Source organism: Alitabrizicola rongguiensis (genome assembly GCF_021491355.1).
In the GTDB taxonomy this organism is placed as follows: Bacteria; Pseudomonadota; Alphaproteobacteria; order Rhodobacterales; family Rhodobacteraceae; genus Aliitabrizicola; species Aliitabrizicola rongguiensis.
The window spans coordinates 744558-761703 of sequence record NZ_JAKENF010000001.1; the positions used below are offsets into that span (position 1 = coordinate 744558).

General features: G+C 62.7%; 13 protein-coding genes. 4 read left to right on the top strand and 9 right to left on the bottom strand.

What is annotated here, in order from left to right:
• Positions 1-6 precede the first annotated feature (6 nt).
• The 3 genes from L0V05_RS03695 to L0V05_RS03705 form a co-directional block, all read right to left on the bottom strand.
• Positions 7-1200: a saccharopine dehydrogenase family protein gene (locus tag L0V05_RS03695; RefSeq protein WP_234868625.1), complete on the bottom strand. Its 1194-nt coding sequence runs from the start codon at positions 1198-1200 to the stop codon at positions 7-9.
• 732 nt (positions 1201-1932) lie between these two features.
• Positions 1933-2967, bottom strand: coding sequence for an amidohydrolase family protein (locus tag L0V05_RS03700; RefSeq protein WP_234868628.1), 1035 nt, complete (start codon positions 2965-2967; stop codon positions 1933-1935).
• 16 nt (positions 2968-2983) lie between these two features.
• Positions 2984-3967 (bottom strand): cyclase family protein, encoded by a 984-nt coding sequence (locus L0V05_RS03705; RefSeq protein WP_234868630.1) that lies wholly within the window; start codon positions 3965-3967, stop codon positions 2984-2986.
• A 459-nt stretch (positions 3968-4426) separates the two neighbouring features.
• Here L0V05_RS03705 and L0V05_RS03710 point away from each other — a divergent pair, with 459 nt between their 5' ends.
• Positions 4427-5176 (top strand): cyclase family protein, encoded by a 750-nt coding sequence (locus L0V05_RS03710; protein ID WP_234868632.1) that lies wholly within the window; start codon positions 4427-4429, stop codon positions 5174-5176.
• Between the two features lie 115 nt (positions 5177-5291).
• Entirely contained in the window at positions 5292-6059 is a 768-nt protein-coding gene (locus tag L0V05_RS03715; RefSeq protein ID WP_234868634.1) for an SDR family oxidoreductase, read from the top strand.
• Positions 6060-6195: 136 nt separating this feature from the next.
• On the opposite strand, the gene kce is transcribed toward L0V05_RS03715, so the two are convergent.
• The 5 genes from kce to L0V05_RS03740 form a co-directional block, all read right to left on the bottom strand.
• A complete protein-coding gene (gene kce / locus L0V05_RS03720) occupies positions 6196-7134 on the bottom strand; it encodes a 3,5-dioxohexanoate:acetyl-CoA acetone transferase (protein WP_234868635.1) in 939 nt (312 codons plus the stop codon).
• 32 nt (positions 7135-7166) lie between these two features.
• Positions 7167-8114: a 3-hydroxyacyl-CoA dehydrogenase gene (locus tag L0V05_RS03725; protein WP_234868637.1), complete on the bottom strand. Its 948-nt coding sequence runs from the start codon at positions 8112-8114 to the stop codon at positions 7167-7169.
• A gap of 46 nt (positions 8115-8160) precedes the next feature.
• Positions 8161-10239: an ABC transporter permease gene (locus tag L0V05_RS03730; protein ID WP_234868639.1), complete on the bottom strand. Its 2079-nt coding sequence runs from the start codon at positions 10237-10239 to the stop codon at positions 8161-8163.
• 1 nt (position 10240) lies between these two features.
• Positions 10241-11785 (bottom strand): sugar ABC transporter ATP-binding protein, encoded by a 1545-nt coding sequence (locus tag L0V05_RS03735; protein WP_234868641.1) that lies wholly within the window; start codon positions 11783-11785, stop codon positions 10241-10243.
• Positions 11786-11919: 134 nt separating this feature from the next.
• Positions 11920-13041, bottom strand: coding sequence for a sugar ABC transporter substrate-binding protein (locus L0V05_RS03740; protein ID WP_234868643.1), 1122 nt, complete (start codon positions 13039-13041; stop codon positions 11920-11922).
• A gap of 358 nt (positions 13042-13399) precedes the next feature.
• Here L0V05_RS03740 and L0V05_RS03745 point away from each other — a divergent pair, with 358 nt between their 5' ends.
• On the top strand, positions 13400-14113 hold the full coding sequence (locus L0V05_RS03745) for a GntR family transcriptional regulator (RefSeq protein ID WP_234868645.1): 714 nt from the start codon (positions 13400-13402) through the stop codon (positions 14111-14113).
• A 25-nt stretch (positions 14114-14138) separates the two neighbouring features.
• Here L0V05_RS03745 and L0V05_RS03750 read toward each other — a convergent pair whose 3' ends face one another.
• The gene (locus tag L0V05_RS03750; RefSeq protein ID WP_234868648.1) at positions 14139-14609 is read right to left on the bottom strand and encodes an Lrp/AsnC family transcriptional regulator; all 471 of its coding nucleotides are present in this window, start codon (positions 14607-14609) and stop codon (positions 14139-14141) included.
• 113 nt (positions 14610-14722) lie between these two features.
• Between L0V05_RS03750 and L0V05_RS03755 the strand changes: the two genes are divergently transcribed.
• Entirely contained in the window at positions 14723-17092 is a 2370-nt protein-coding gene (locus tag L0V05_RS03755; protein ID WP_234868674.1) for a thiamine pyrophosphate-binding protein, read from the top strand.
• The last annotated feature ends 54 nt before the right edge of the window (positions 17093-17146 follow it).

Here is a 17146-nt window from a genome sequence, read left to right on the forward strand (position 1 = left end):
GACAGGTCAGGCGTGCCTTTTTCTGTGGCCGGTGTTGTAGTGACTGCCAGTTCTCGTCTTCAGATAGGAGTCCAGCGGGATTTCCTCCTGCTTCAGGAAACCCTTCTGCGGCAGCAACCCCGCTTTCACCATTTCGATCACGCTCACCACGGAAGCGGAGGTCGTCCAGGCGATGGCCGTACGCATCTTCCCTCCGATTTCAATCGGATAGTAGGAGCGTACGAACTCCTTCCTGCGCAGCTGGCCGTTGTGCCAGCCTTCTGCCGCGACGTGGACGTACACCACGTCCTCGTCGACCGGTGGTTTGGCATTGGTCAGGATCCGCCCCGCCTCGGCCCGATTTTCGCGCATCAAGAGTTCATGGAAGAAGAAGTTCATCAGCTTCACATGGCCGGGGTACCGCATCGTCTTGTAATCGAGATTCTCGATCTTGTCGGCATAGGTCTCGCACATTGTCCCGAGCCCACCCGACGTCGTGAAGGCTTCAAGCTGCATGCCGTCGATGTAGATCGTCTCGACCCATTCCATCGCCGAAACGGTTTTCAGGACGCCTTCCTCGATAACTTCACAGTCGTTCAGGTATTCGTTGACCACGCCTTCCGGCGACCAGTTGAAGGCATACCCAAGCAACCCAGTCGGGTGCTGCGGCAGGGCGCCCACCCTCAGGCGAATCGAACGAACCTTGTCGAACTGGTCCGCCAGATGCGCACCGACGATGCCGACAAAGCCAGGGGCAAGCCCGCATTGAGGTGCCATCAATCCTCTGGAGGTCTTGGCGAGTTCGCGAATGTGCTTCGTCGTCGGTACATCTTCGGTCAGGTCGAAGTAGTGCAGGCCGAGGCGGTGCGCGACGTTCGAGACGCCGATGTTCAGATGGTACGGCAGGCAGGACAGGACCGCCTCCTTTCCCTTCAGGACTTCGGTCAGGCTTGCCGCGTCCTTCAGGTCGGCGGCTCGGGTCGCAAAGGGGGCGTCGGTTTCCCTGGCATCGATGCCGGTCACTTCGAAGCCCGACTCGACCAGAAGCTCGGCAGCCAGCTTTCCGACTTTGCCCAGGCCAAGCACGGCCACTTTCCCAAACGACATCCTCTTTCCTTTTCTTCTTTCTTGAACGGCCGATCCGCGATCAAGCGTCGGATCGGCGCAATCTGACCTGCCCGGCCGCCGATTCCATCGATCAATTCGGCTGCTTTTGATCACAGTTCATGCAAAACGCCGAAGTGGCACTGCATAGTTGATGGTCCAGCCCTGCTGAGCTGACGTCCTTTGCATCTCGACCGAAGACCGGAGCTCTGACGTCGCTATCCATCCGCCAGTCCGGCAGAGCCTCCGTAGGAAAACACGAGCCAGGGCCAAAGGCGACACACACGAGCTTGCCGAATGCCTGGCACCGACTGCGAAGCCATCAGCCGCCGCGCGGTCGGGCCCGGCGTGACGGGTCGCGGCCTTGGCAGGATCTCCTTTTCCCCAGATGGATGAAGCGGTACGTCCACGCCTTCCGCTTAAGGGCTCCGCGCACATCGACCGAGACCGGGTTGACGATGCTCAAGATTGATGTGGATCCAGTCGTTCCGCCCCTCGGGCTTCTCGCTCTCTTTCATCGCGGAAGGCTCGTCACCTCGGACGCCCGTTCCGCCTTTCTCCCGGCACTTACCCTTCTCGGTCCGGAAAAACGCGCGAGCCGTCAGTCCCCGACGGTAGGCGCCAGGTCATGCCCCTTCATCGCCTGGTGGGGTGATTGCGCAACAACAATTGTGCCTTGCCTGGGCGCCCAGTCGGGCGCCGATTCCCGATGATCCGCCCGCGAGCGAGGTTGGCCGGCTTTCGCCCTGGGAATCGCATCTACGGCCCAGACTGACGGCGGGCCAACGAAACTGAGACGAACCCGCCTTTGCCTGTCAGCCAAATGGCCATTCGACTTTGCGGAGCCGTTCATATCTGGTCACGATCGGCCTCTGGAGTTACGGGGACGCCTTCGATCCAGGTCTGGACGAGTTTGGGGGCCTCGGCGCCGGGCCAGAGGGGGGATCGGTCGAGGATGGCGAGGTCGGCATAGGTGCCGGGCCGGATCTGGCCGGCGATGGCGGCGAGGCCGGCAAGGCGCGCGGCCCGGCGGGTCAGGCGGTCGATCCGGGCCAGGACGACGTCGCGCGGGCCGGTCAGGGTCGCGACCGGGTCCGCCTCGGGCGGCGTCACCACCGACAGCCCGGCGGCCTGCAGCGCCGCCTCTTCGGCGGGGGCGGGCGCGCGCGGCGACAGGACCCGCATCCCGGCCAGCCTGCGGCCCCCGGCCAGCGCCGCCAGCTGCAGCACCGGGGTCAGCCCCCCATCCCCCGCGCAGTCGAACACCAGGTCCCAGCCGTCGCGATGCAGCGCCTCGGCCCGCTCCATCGCCGCGCTGTCGGCCGGCGGGCGCATCTGCAGCGCCTCGATCCGCACGAGGTCGTTGCCATGGCCGGGATCGAGCGCACCCTCGCGCCAGTCCTGCCGCAGCCCCTCCTCCACCGCCCCGCGCAGGCGCAGGCGGTGGCGCCGGTCGATCAGCCCCGACAGCGTGCGGTATTCGCCCCAGTCGCGGCCGAGCGTCGCCACATCCACCGTGGTGTAGCCCGCCCGCGCCCGCCCCTCGATCCAGCGGTCGAGCGCGGCGCGGTCCCGCGCCTCGGGCAGACGAAGGCCGGTCCCGACAAAGCCGGGCAGAACCGCCCGCCCCTCGAGCCGAACCACCCGCGTGCCCCGCCCGCGGCTGGACAGCACCTCCTCGGTCCGCCCAACGGCCCGGATCACCCCCTGCCGGATGGCGATCGCCGTCACCTCGGGCCGGCTCTCGTCCATCGTCAGGATCGGACCGTCGCACAGGATCAGGTCGGGCGGCAGGTTCGCGCCGGGCAGGAAGCCCCCGCGACCCAGCTGCGGGTCGTAGGCCTCCTGCTCGCCAAGCGACGCCTGTTCGCAGAACCGGCACATGCCGCCCTCTCCCCGCCTACTTCACCACCATCACGTTCAACGGCGCCCCCGTCGCCTCGCGCACCTTCAAGGGCGCGGCGGTGAACAGGAAGTCCCATTGCCCGTCCTCGTGGCAATCCTTGGCCAGGGCCTCGAAGTTGCAGATCTCGTTGAAGATGATCCCGAGGTTGCGCATCAGCGCGCAGTGCAGCGGGATCTGCACCCCAAGCTCGGGATCGATGTCGATCTCGTTCGAGATCGTGTCCGTCGCCAGGCACGGGATCTCCATCTCGTGGAACCAGTCCACCACCTCGGTCGAATAGGTCAACCCAGGCTCGTTGAAGTCCTTGTAGAACACCTCGGGACCCTGGACATAGAGAAGCTGCAGGAACCCGATCCGCAGGCACAGGATGTCGTGCTTCTCGATCGTCACCCCCTGGCGCTCGGCACAGGCCAGCATGTCCTCCAGCCCGAAGGTGTCGCCCTTCTCCAGCGCGAACTTGCCGAAATGCGCCGCCATGTCGAGCAGCACCCCGCGCCCCACGATCCCGCGCTCGGCAATCGGCAGGATCGAGGTCTTCTTCATGCCCCCCGCCGTCGCCTCCGCCGCAGGATAGCCGTTCCACACATGGTCGTCGTACCAGACATGGCCAAGAGCATCGATCTGCGTCGAGCCCTGCAGGAACATGGTGATCTTGTCGTCGGCATATTCGACCCCGCCCGGCAGCGGCGTGGCCTTGCCCGTCACGTAGTCGTTCTTGTCCTGCACCATCTCGCGGACCGTCGGCTTGCGCCCGGGAAACATCGGGTCGCCCTTCGGGTTGCCGATCAGTTCGCCGCAGGTCACAACCTTCCCCTGCCTCACCGCTCGAACCCCGCGCAGAACCTCCGCCTGCGTCAGAAAGTTCAGAGACCCAACCTCGTCATCCGGGCCCCAACGACCCCAGTTCTTCGGCGAACCCGCCAGCAACTGGCTCATCCGAACGTCCTGAGCCTTCGAAAATCCACCACGTTCCGGCATCCTCATCCCTCCTCTGCCAGCATACATCAATTCCAACGCATCCTCGTCATCCCCCGGGGGCAGACTTTCCCTGCCAGGGATCGTCCATCCAGGTCCGCGTCCGCTTGTCGTTCCGGGCCACCGCAGCTTCCCGCGAAATCCAGGGGATCGCGCATGGCTATCGGCGCAACCTGCGCGTCCTCCAAACCCGGCGCCAAATCGAGCACCGCTGCTGACAAGCAGACTCCGTCGTCGGATTTCCTCCCCGATCGCGCCCGTGCTGTGAGGGCCTCTCCTCCACCCACCCGGCTTGAGACGACCATCCCGCAGCCAGGCCCAACCTGTCAATATCTGTGATCACGTATCACCATTTTGTATTGACGCTTCGAAGCACGGCATGTTTCATTCCTGCGTGACAGCGGCTTGGCCGCACCGTTTCCGGAGGGGGACGCGGGTCGCGATCTGGCTCGGGAGGAAAGCATGGATACAGCGGATGTCGTCGGGATCGACAGGATTCTGGCCGGTCTGAAGCGGATGCGGGTCGTGGATCTCGCTCCGTTGCTGGAACGGGGGATCCCGCGCTGGCCGACCCACCCCCACCTTACCATCGACAAAGCGGTGACGCATGATCACGACGGCTACTATTGCCAGGCGATCATGATGGCAGAGCACACGGGCGCGCATGTCGACGCGCCGGCGCATGTCCTGCCGCACCGGATGGATCGCACCATCGATACCTTTCCGGCCGATCACCTGATCTCGGCGGCGGTGCTGTACGACTTCAGCAAGCTGGACCTCAAGCCTGGCCATCTGATCACGGCCGATGATCTGCGCAAGGCCGAGAACGCGACCGGGGTGAAGGTCAAGGCCGGCGAAATCGCCATGGTGAACTATGGATGGATGTCGCGCTACTGGCGGACGGACTCAAAGGCGCAATGGTACGTGATGAACGCGCCGGGAATGTCCGAGGATGCCTGCGAGTTCTTCCGGGAACGGCAGGTCAAGGCAGTCGCAACGGATACCGTTGCGGCCGAGACAGCGATCATCGACGGCGTACCCCAGAACAATCCGGGTCACATGAAGAGCTGGCTGCCGAACGACATCCTGATCATCGAGATGCTCCGCAATCTCGAGCAGGTCACGCCGCGGTCACTGTTCGTAGCGATGCCACTGAACATCCACGAAGGATCCGGTTCGCCGATCCGGCCCTTCGCCTATTGCCCGACCTGAGAGCATCGAGACGGGACGATGAAAAGTCGAGCCACCGTCCTGCGCGGTGGCGCTTGAGCCTTGTTGCCCGATCGGGGCGCAAATCATGGGGCGCACTGCCGCCCGGGAGAGGAAGATGGATCTGGGATTAAGGGGCGCAAAAGTCATTGTAACGGCAGGGGCAGCCGGGATTGGGCGCGCAATCCTGGAGCGGTTCCTGTCGGAAGGCGCGACTGTCGCGACCTGCGACATCGATGCCGACGCGCTGAAGACACTGCCACAGAATGTCATCGCCGAACGGGTCGACGTCGCGGACGAAGCGAGCATTACCGGCTTCATGGATCGCAGCATCGCAAAGCTTGGCGGGCTGGATTGTCTGGTGAACAACGCCGGGATCGCGGGCCCTACGGCGCCGGTCGACAAGGTCGACCTGGCCGATTGGCGGCGCACCATAGATGTCGTGTTGACCAGCCAATTCCTGACGGTGTCCCATGCTGTCGCTGCCCTTCGGCAAAGCAAGAACCCCTCGATCATCAACCTTTCATCCGTCGCCGGGCGCCTCGGATTCGCGCTGCGCACACCCTATGCGGCTGCCAAGTGGGGGGTGATAGGCCTGACAAAATCCCTGGCGATCGAGCTTGGGCCTGACAACATCCGAGTCAACGCGATCCTGCCGGGCCTCGTTGCCGGCGATCGCCAGCGCCGCGTGCTGGAGGCCAAGGCGCAGCAACGTGGCCTGTCCTACAAGGAAGTCGAAGCAGAGGCCTTCCGATACACGTCAATCAAGGAATACGTGCCGCCCGAAGCGATCGGCGACCAGATCATGTTTCTGGCCTCTCCCCTGGGCCGCTTCGTTTCGGGTCAGGCCCTGTCGATCTGCGGCGATACGAAGATGCTGGCATAAGGCGTAACCCCGAGCCTCCCTGAGAGGATCGTCTGGCGGTACCTGTGCTCCCTCAGGTGCCGCCTTTTTTTGCGAAGCCCAAAGGAAAAGCCCATCCGCATCGCGGACGGGCTTCAAGCCACAGGGGGAGGCGCGACTAGAAGTTCACCTTGTCCGGTCCCTTGAGTTCCAGAATCTCGCGGGCCTCGTCCGGCGTCGCGATCTCCAGGCCGAGTCCCTCGATCATCTTGCGGACCAGCCGCACCTGATCTGCCGACGACGTCGCAAGCTTCCCGCGGCCCGCCCAGAGCGAGTCTTCAAGGCCCACCCTGACGTTCCCGCCAAGCGCCGCAGCCTGCGCCGCAATCCGGAGCTGGCTTGCCCCCGCCCCCAAAACTGACCAGCGATAGCTGTCACCGAACAGCCGGTCGGCCGTGCGCTTCATGTGCTGGACATCCTCGGGATCTGTGCCGATCCCGCCAAGAATGCCGAAGACCGACTGCACGAAGAAGGGCGGCTTCACCAGGCCGCGATCGGCGAAATGCGCGAGGTTATAGAGATGCCCGATGTCGTAGCACTCGAACTCGAAGCGGGTGTTGTTCTCGTAGCAGGTGTTCAGGATGAACTCGATGTCCTTGAACGAGTTGCGGAACACCAGGTCACGCGTCGCCTCAAGATGCTGGCGTTCCCAGTCGAATTTGAAGTCCTTGTATTTGTCGAGCAGGTGGAACAGCCCGAAGTTGATCGATCCCATGTTTAGCGAGGCGACCTCGGGTTTGAGCATCTGGGCGGGAAGGACGCGCTCTTCAACCTTCATGTATGGGCTGCCGCCGCTGGTCAGGTTCAGCGCAGCGTTGGTGCGCTGCTTGATCTGCGGCAGGAACCGCATGAAGCCTTCGATTGTCTGATCGGGCTTGCCGGTTTCTGGGTTGCGAGCGTGCAGATGCAGGATCGCCGCGCCGGCATCGGCGGCGGCCAGCGCGTCGTCGATGATCTGCTGAGGGGTGATTGGCAGGTATTCCGACATTGACGGCGTGTGGATTGCGCCCGTCACGGCGCAGGTGATGATGACTTTGCGAGAACCGGATTTCGCCATGGTCTTGGTCCTTGGACAGCGTTTGGGGAGGGTTAGTTGCCGATTTCCTTTTCAGCGCGTCGCTTGTGAGCGATGAGCGCCATCAGTCGGCGGTCGCGCCAAGCCTGGCGGGCCTGAAGTTGATCAGCGGCAAGCAGCTTTCGGCGGTCTGCCTCGATCGTGTCGATCACCGGACCGTTCCAGTCGATGCGGTGCTGCGTGCTGGCCCATAGATTGGCGTAGAGCCCGTCATAGCGCTGGCAGTAGTCGCGCACGCCAGCCGGGGCGTTCAGGTCGATCGTCTCGAAGGGGCCCATGAACGACCAGCGCAGGGCAAGGCCATCCCGGATACCGATGTCGATATCCTCGACCGAGGCATAGCCCTCTGCCACAAGGCGGAACGCCTCTTCCAGCAGGGCGCCCTGCATGCGGTTCATGACGAAGCCGTCGATCTCGCGCTTCATCACGATGGGCTTCTGCCCGATGCCGCGCAGGATCGTCGCAGCACGCTCCATGACTTCGGGTGAGGTCCAGGGTGCGGGAACCAGTTCGGCGGCGGGGACGAGATAGGGGGGATTGATCGGATGCGCGACCACACAGCGGTCACGCCCTGCCAGATCGGCAGTGAAGGCCGACGGCAGGAGTGCGGATGTCGAGCTTGCCAGAACGGCAGAACGTGGCGTCGCGGCATCGAGCATCCGGAAGACCTCGATCTTCACATCCAGCCGCTCGAAGGTGCTTTCCTGCACATACTCCACCCCCTCGACCGCCTCTTCGAGCGTCGTGATGGGCTGAAGGCGCGCCAAAACCTGATCGGGGGTATGGCCGTTCAGAAGGTCATTCTTCTGCAGGTCAGGCAGAAGCTCGGTGATGTAGTCCTTGGCCTTGCCAGTCGCAGTGCCGTCCTGATCCCATAGCCGCACGTTGTTTCCGGCGCGGGCGTGACTGATCGCCCAGGCTCGACCAATGAAGCCTGTTCCAATAATGGCAACCTCTGCCATGTTTTCCTCCTTGGGCGGGCGTGCGATTGCACGCCCGGTTGTTCGTTCAGCGTCGCTCCCTGAGCGCGATCACCGCGCCAAGGATCACGAGGCCGAACACGATCTGGCGGGTGGACATCGGGAAGGTCGTCCCTGCCAGCAGGGTCTGAAGTGCGGTCAAAAGCAGGACGCCACCGAGCATCCCGATGTAATTGCCCCTGCCCCCGGTGATTAGCGTACCGCCGACAACCACCGCCGCGATCGAGGGCAGCAGGTATTCGTCGCCCATCCCGAGGCTGGCCTGACCCGACAGGCCAGACAGCAGGATGCCGACAAGGGCAGCGCAGACGCCGGACAGCATGTAAACCATCACGACCGTGCGCTTGACGCCGATGCCGGAAAGCTCGGCCGCGCGGACAGAGTTGCCGATGGCATAGATGCGGCGTCCGAAAGGCGTCCTGGTCAGTAGCAGGACGGCGAAGATCACAAACAGGATCAGGAAGATCACCACCGGCGTTACACCGAGGAACCGTTGCGTCATGAAGGTCCGCAGCAGCGGGGCCGCGAAGCCGTCGGGCGTTCCGCCGGAATAGAGCAGCGAGACGCCCTGCAGCATGCCGTTCATTGCCAGCGTCATCACGATTGGAGACAGGCCAAGGATTACGATCCCGGAACCGTTCAGCAACCCGATGAACGCCCCCATCAAGAGTACGAAGGGAATGGCGTAGATCAGCTCGGCATTCGATCCTGCCGCCATCTTGCTGACGACAATGCCCGCCAGCGCGATGGTCCACGGGATCGAGAGGTCAAGCCCGCCCGTCAGGATCACCGACCCCTGTCCTAGGGCAAGGATCGCCAGGAAACAGGACAGGACAAGAAGCGTGTTGTAGTAGCGGCCGTTCAGGACGGCGTTGCCGAGGATTGCCTCCGTCGCGACCAGCACGATCAGGAAGCAGACGAAGGCTGGCAGGGCGAGCCTGATCGACGCGCGATTTCGCTGGATCCACTCACGCCATCCGATGGCGGCGGCCGGAACACGGGACACCTCGCCCGGCAGCGACAGGCGCTGGCTGGTGAAGTTGCGCTGCGACGGCAGGACGCCCTCGCGCCATGCGCCAAGTCTGGTCGTGAAACGGCTCAGGTTGTTCGCAAGGACGGACTTGCCGTGGATCGCCCCGATGAGGACGGCGATCAGGAGGATCGAGCTTTCCGCGATGGTCGAGTAGTACGCGGAAACGTTCAGGATCAGGAGGATGTTCACCATCAGGATCAGAACGAAGGCGCCGATTGCCGATCCTGTCAGTCCGCCGCGCCCTCCGCCCAGAAGCGTGCCGCCAACGACAACAGCGGCAAACATCTGAAGCAGCATCGGGTTGCCGACCAGCGGATCACCCGCACCGGTCTGCGCGCTTATGGTTACACCGGCGACGCCGTACATCCCGCCGGCGAGGACATAGGTGAGGAACCGAACCCAAGCCACCGAAACACCAGCGGAGCGGGCACTTTCGGGATCGCCGCCGGCGGCATAGAGCGCGATACCGTACGGCGTGCGTTTCAGCCAGTACCAGAGGACAAGGCACAATAGGATGAGCGCGCCCGACATCGGCAGGGTGTTCGGGATCAGGTCCGAGGCCATGAACTCATAGAGCGAGCCGTCGATGTAGCCGCCGGGATTGTCCATCACCAGAAGGGTGATGCCCTGTAGGATGAACATCGTGGCCAGCGTCACCACGATAGGCTGCAGCCGCAGGAACGCGATGAAGAAGCCGTTTACCGCGCCCACTGCAACCCCAATTCCGATGCCGATCGCAAACAGGAGCGCGGGGGACGTGATCGACCCCATCGGGAAGGACGCGAGCGATACGTTGACGAGCGAAATCACTGCCGCCGCCGACAGGTCGAACCCGCCGCTCAGGATGACGAGCGTCTGCCCCATGGCGGCGATGGCCAGCGTCGTGCCACCCGAAACCAGTTGCGAGATGTCGTAGTATCCTAGCGGCGTCGCGCTGACCTTCAGGATGAAAGCGACGAGCAGAGCAAGCGTCACGATCGCCGTGATAAGGCCACGATGCCGTCCGATCCGCAGTTTGTTTGTCGAAATGGATGGCATGATTTTCTCGGCAGGCTGAGTGATGTCCATGGTCATGTCAGACCACCATTCTTGTCGGCGCGCGTTCGGGCTCCGACCCAAGTGCCACCGCGAGGATGTTCTCTTCGGTCAGGTCATCGCCAGACAGTTCCGCCGCGATCGAGCCCGAGTAGAAAACCATCGTCCTGTCCGAGAGATGGACGAGCTCGGGAATCTCGGTCGAGTAGAACAGGACGGCACCGCCAGCCTCGGCATAGGTCCGCAGAAGCTGATAGATCTCGTTCTTGGTTCCCACGTCGATGCCGCGTGTCGGGTCATAGACCAGCAACACGCGCGCTTCGGTCAGCAGCCATTTGGCAATGGCGATCTTCTGCTGGTTCCCCCCCGAGAAGGACTCTGCCGGCATCCATTCCGCCCGCTCGGCTACATTCACTTGCCGGAAGACCCGGCGCACCGCCTCGGACTCTTCTTCGCGGTCGATCAGGCCCATTTTGGTGAAGCGGTCGACAACAGGGATCGTGGCATTGTGCGTACCGCTCAGACGCAGGAACAGCCCTTCGGTCTTGCGTTCTTCCGGGACAAGGCTGATGCCGATCTTGGCCGAGATTGCATCGCGCGAACTGGTGAACACCACCTTCTCGCCATTCACCATCAGATGACCGCGCTTCAAGGGACGGTCGCCGAAGATCGACAGAAACAGCTCTAGCTGGCCCATGCCCTGCAAGCCGGCTACCCCAAGAATCTCGCCCGCGCGCAAAGAGAAGCTGGCATCGCGCAGTTTCCCGTCGGTTCCGGCATTACGGGCCCCAAGAACCTCGGCACCAACCTCGTGCTTCACCGCCGTCCGGGGTGGGAACGAATGGATCAGCGACCGGCCAGCGATCATGCGGACAACGTCCTCGTCCGCATAGTCCTTCACATGACCGGAGGCGATGTGTTTGCCGCCACGCAGAATTGTCAGCTCGTCGCAGTAGTCGCGAACTTCGCGCAGACGATGGGAAATGAAGATGACGGTCGTGCCGCGAGCGCGCTCGCGCTTGATGACTTCTCCCATCCAGACGACATCGGGGCCGGACAGGGCAGAGGTCGGCTCGTCCAGAAGCAGCACCTTCGGCTTGCGATATACCGCTCGCGCGATCTCGATCTTCTGGCGCACGGCAAGGTCGAGTTCGCCGATCTCGTCATCCAGCTCAAAGCCAGCCAGGCCCAGTTCCTCGAAATGGCGCGCTACATCCCGACGAGCGCCGGCGCGTCTTATCATTCCGATCGGGCTCACAGACGCCCGGGGGATGAGCATATTGTCCAGAACGGTCAGGTTGCGCAGCAGCGTCATTTCCTGAAAGGCCGTCTGTACGCCAAGCCGCTGCGCCGCCAGAGGCGAATGCAGGTTCACCTTCTGTCCAAGGATCGAAATCTCGCCCTGGTCTGGAGTGACGAGTCCTGACAGCATCTTCACGAGTGTCGATTTTCCTGCGCCGTTTTCGCCCAGCAGCGCATGGACCGTGCCTTGGCCGATCTCGACGGTCACATCATCAAGCGCGACGGTCGGTCCATACGCCTTGCGCACACCAGTGACCGAGATGGCCGAAGTTGCCGCTGTCATGAATGCCTCCCCCTTGTCCCCTCGACAAGATATGTCTCGGGGGCAGTCGATCTGTCAAACGGATTGTCCGACAATCGGAGCAAAGATCACTGATCAGGATACCGGCCCGCCCTGGGGCGGGCCGGATGTCTTCCTTATTCGGGCTGACCGATCAGGGCGGCCTGCAGGCCAACCTCTGGGGTTAGCTCGGAGTAGATCGAGGCAAACCAGCCAGGGTTCGGGATGATCGAGGGTTGGAAGACGTTGCAGCCCTCCGACATCTCCTTCCAGGTGCCTTCCAGGCAAAGCTTGATATTGTCGTTGGTGACGATGTTCTGAGGCACGTCGGTGAGCGCCGGGATTTCGCCGCCTTCAAGCTTCTGCACCGCGAGCTTAAGCGCGAGGGCTCCGGTGAAGTTCTGCGATCCCGAAGACCAGCGCTTGGCGCCCATCGGGCGATAGGTGCCATTGGCGCCATCAACTTCGGTTCCGACCGGCAGCATCTGGATGCGCCCGCCGTTCGAGGCCTCACCGGCGCAGGGACGGATCTTGTCATCCGGGATGCCCGCCTCGGATTGCATCGAGTTGGCGGTATAGCACCCGGCCTGCATCCAGACACCGTCGATTTCGTCCCACGGACGTGTCGCGACGATCTTCGACAGTTCCGTCCGCGCCACGGCCTGGCTCCACATGCCGTTGGCTTCGGCGACCACCTCGATACCCGGGTTCGCCGCAAAGACAGCCTTGGCGCCTTCGTTGCGGAGGGAGTCGACCGTCGTGCCAGGAACACCCGTGATCATCACGACGCGACCCTTGCCGCCAAGTTGGTCAACCAGCCATTGGGCCGATTTCTCGCCCCAGACCTTCTGATCGATATGGACGTTGTAGGCGCATGGTTCCTCGATGATCGAGTCATAGGCGATGACAGTCACGCCTTTGGCACAGGCATTCTTGACCGCTGCATTCAGCGCGGTGGGCGAGATCGGATACACGATGATCGCGTCGGCGCCTGCCTGAACCATCGAGTTGATCTGCTGGATCTGTTTCTGGGCGTTAGGGCCAGCGACCTGAACCTGCAGATCGACCTTGTCTGCATAGGCCGGCGACGCCGCCATGGCCTTCAGCATGTTGGCCGCCTCGGCCTGCCAGTCGTTTCCGATATAGCTCATGCTCAGAAAGATCTTGTGCTTTCCTTCGGCCATAGCCGGTGCAGCGACTGCGCCAAAGGCAAGGGCAAGCCCCAATGCATGGCTGGCGTTCTTCAGAAATTGCTTCATTCCTCGCTCCCTGGTTCTCCGGTCGCGGACCGGTTCTCTCCATTCGGCTTTTTCGCGACCAACGGAACGAAAAGGACGAAAGCTTCCAGAGCACGGCAAAATCGCACCCTTCGGCCCGATAGGGCCGACACGCCTTCGCTGACTAGCTTTCCTCCCGGGTGGCCGACTGGTCGCCGGTTCCCATGCTGCCTCCTACAGCATGCCCAATACAGCGAGGGGGCTTCGACCTGTCAAGTTTTATCTGTGATGCGTGATCACACATAAAACTATTCCAAACTCGCGCGAGGAACGCTAGTTTGCCCGAACGCTCCGAGCGGTGTATGCCGCAAGATCGGAAGTGGAGATGCGAGCCGGCGCCATGGATAAACTTTCACCAGTCGATCTGAGCACCCTGCATGAACGGGTCTATTCCCGACTGCGCGAAGCAATCTCCCAAGGCGACTTCGTGCCGGGAGAAGTCCTGACGATCCGAACTGTCGCGGCCTCGCTTGGAACCAGCTCGATGCCCGTCCGGGAGTCGCTTCGCCGGCTTGTCGCGGAAAAGGCGCTCGTTCAACTGGCCAACCGCAGCATCGCCGTCGCCCCGTTCGATCTCGCCCTGTTTGGAGAGCTTATCCGGATCCGCATGGCGATCGAATCGATGGCAACCCGCTATGCCGCGCAGAAGCGGACGCCCGAACTGATCTCAAGGCTGACAGAGTTGAACGAAAGGATGAAGGCGGCCGTCCATGACAAGGACGTCGAGGCGCTGCTTGATTCCAACAAGACGTTCCACTTCACCATCTACGCCGCGGCCGAGATGCCCCAACTGTTTGAGATCATTCAGGGCTTGTGGCTGCGGACGGGTCCCTATCTGCGCGCAGCCTATCGCAGCGTCCCGGGGGCCGAACGGCATTTCCTGGATGGAACGCGGGTTCATGCGCGCGTGATCCAGGCACTTGAAGCCGGGAATGCGCAACGCGCGGGCGCAAACATCGCGCTCGATATCGGGTTCACCGCACGCCGCTTCGGGCCCATGATCGCGCAGCTTTACGGCAAGCCAGACGAGTCAGCGCAGACGACCGTCGCCTGATCAGGGCCGTCGACTGGCATAGGTTTCATTCCGTCCGTGCAATTCCGCCCTTGACGCGCCTTAGCGGGATCGAACTCTCCATTGATGCGATACCGGGCACTTTGCTCATCCGGCCAACAAGGAATTGCTCGAACTGGGCTAGGCCTTCGGTGGCGACCCGCAGAAGGTAGTCGCGGTTTCCGGTCATGAGCCAGCAATCCACGACTTCCGGAAATTCGGCCACCGCCTTTTCGAAGGCAACAAGGGCATCGTCGACCTGACGATCCAGCTTGATCGAAACGAAGACCGACACGCCGAACCCAAGCGCCGCCTCGTCGATCAGGGCCGCATAGCCGGTGATGACGCCCGATTCCTCGAGCTTGCGTACACGCCGGGCGATCGGCGTCGGACTCAATCCCACTGCCGTCGCCAGATCGAGAAGCGAGATTCGACCGTCTTCGCGCAGCGCGCGGACAATCCGGCGATCAATCGCATCTAGCTTGGTGATTTCCTGCATCATCCCAACACATGATAGCGGATTCCACCAACTAAAGCCATACGGAAGCTGACTTTGGCAAGCTTCGCTCTTCCCGCCAAGCTAAAGTCTCCATACGGGCGAGGGAGGCAGTCATGACGGTTCAGCTCAACATCATCGAACAGCGGTTGCTTTGGCTGTCGCACTGGATGATCCACAACGCCAACCACATCCGGCCGAAAACTGACCAGATCAAGACTGGTGGCCATCAGGCATCTTCCGCCTCGATGGTCTCGATTATGACGGCGCTCTACTTCTCGGCGCTAAGGCCTGAGGACCGCGTGGCGGTCAAGCCGCACGCATCTCCGATCTTCCATGCCATGCAATATCTCATGGGGAATCTGGATCGCGACAGGATGGAGAACTTCCGCGGTTTCGGCGGCGTGCAATCCTATCCATCGCGAACCAAGGACGTTGACGATATCGACTTCTCGACCGGCTCCGTTGGGTTGGGGGTTGCGATCACCTCATTTGCGTCCCTCGTGCAGGACTACATTCGCGCCAAGGCGTGGGGGCGGGAAGTGTCTCCGGGACGGATGGTGGCCCTGATGGGCGATGCCGAACTGGACGAGGGCAACATCTACGAGGCGCTTCAGGAAGGCTGGAAGCACGACCTGCGAAACGTCTGGTGGGTGATCGACTACAACAGGCAGTCCCTGGACGGCGTCGTGCGGGAAGGCCTGTGGCAGCGGATCGAGAAAGTCTTCGATGCGTTTGGCTGGGACGTGGTCAAGATGAAGTATGGCATCCGTCAGCGCGAAGCCTTCGCGGAGCCCGGGGGTGAAGCTCTGCGGCGGTGGATCGACGCCTGCCCGAACCAGGACTATTCGGCACTAACCTTTATGGGCGGCGCGGTCTGGCGAAAGCGGCTGATGGAAGATCTGGGAGATCAGGGTGCAGTCACGGCATTGCTCGAAAGGCGGTCCGATGCACAGCTCGCCGAGCTGATGGAAAACCTGGGAGGCAACTGCGTCGTCTCGATGGCCGAAGCTTTCGCCGCGGCGACATCCGATCGCCCGACCTGCTTTCTGGCCTACACGGTCAAGGGATGGGGCACCCCGATCGCTGGCCACAAGGACAACCATGGCGGCCTGATGACCAAGGCGCAGATGGAGGAGTGGCAGGCTCACATGGGCGTCCCAGCCGGTGAGGAATGGGACCGGTTCGCGGCGGTCAAGGACATACCCGCGCTTGAGTCCTTCCTGAGACAAGTGCCCTTCTTCGCCCAGGGCACGCGGCGACACACAGACAAGCCGATCCCTGCGCCAACGGTCGCAATAGAGTCCGATCGCGAGATCTCGACCCAGGCAGCCTTCGGAAAGATCCTCGACAACCTTGCCCGCATGGGTGGCCAGTTGGCCGACAGGATCGTCACCGCCTCACCCGATGTCACTGGGACAACCAGCCTCGGACCCTGGGTGAACCGACGCAAGCTGTTCTCGCGCCAGCCAATCGCGGACGTCTTCCAGACCGAAAAGATCTCGTCGACCGCCAAATGGGACTTTGCTCCGGAAGGCCAGCATATGGAACTGGGAATTGCCGAGATGAACCTGTTCCTCTGGCTGGGGGCGGCAGGCCTGGCGCATTCGCTGTTCGGGCGCCGGCTGATTCCCATCGGGACAGTCTACGACCCGTTCGTTTCGCGTGGCCTCGATGCACTGAACTACGCCTGCTACCAGGATGCCCGGTTCATCATCGTCGGCACCCCCTCCGGCGTGACCCTGGCGCCAGAGGGTGGCGCGCACCAGTCGATAGCCTCGCCCCTTATCGGGATGAGTCAGGACGGCCTGGCGGCGTTCGAACCTGCATTCGCCGATGAACTGGCAGCAATCATGTCCTGGTCCTTCGACTACCTGCAACGGGACGGGGACGGCGTGGAAGATCCTCGGACATGGCTGCGCGACAGCACCGGAGGGTCGGTCTATCTGCGCCTGTCAACAAACCCTATCGAACAGGTCGGCCGAAGGACTGACGATGCCTTCCGCCGCGGGGTGATCGACGGCGGCTACTGGCTGCGCCCGCCCGGTCCGAATTGCGAGATCGTTTTGGCCTACCAGGGCGTGATCGCACCGGAGGTGAGTCTTGCCGCAGGCCGGATTGCCGAAGCACGGCGGGACGTGGGGGTGCTTGCCGTCACCTCGGCCGATCGCCTGAATGCGGGCTGGACAGCCGCGCAACGCGCCCGCGCCCATGGAAGGCCGGACGCTCAATCTCATGTGGAGGCGCTGCTTGCCGGACTGCCCGGCCATTGTCGGATCGTAACCATCATCGACGGTCACCCGGCGACCCTTGCCTGGCTCGGGGGCGTGCACGGTCATCAGACGATCCCGCTTGGCGTCGAGCATTTTGGCCAGACCGGCACGATCGGCGATCTCTATCGCCACTTTGGAATCGATGCCGCTTCCATCGCCGAAAGGGCATTGCAGCTTTCGCCGGGACGAAGGCCAGACCGCAGACCGACCTAGGAACGGCAGAGCAGGACGATGGCGCCCAGCCCTGTCTAGGGGGGCGCCGCCAAG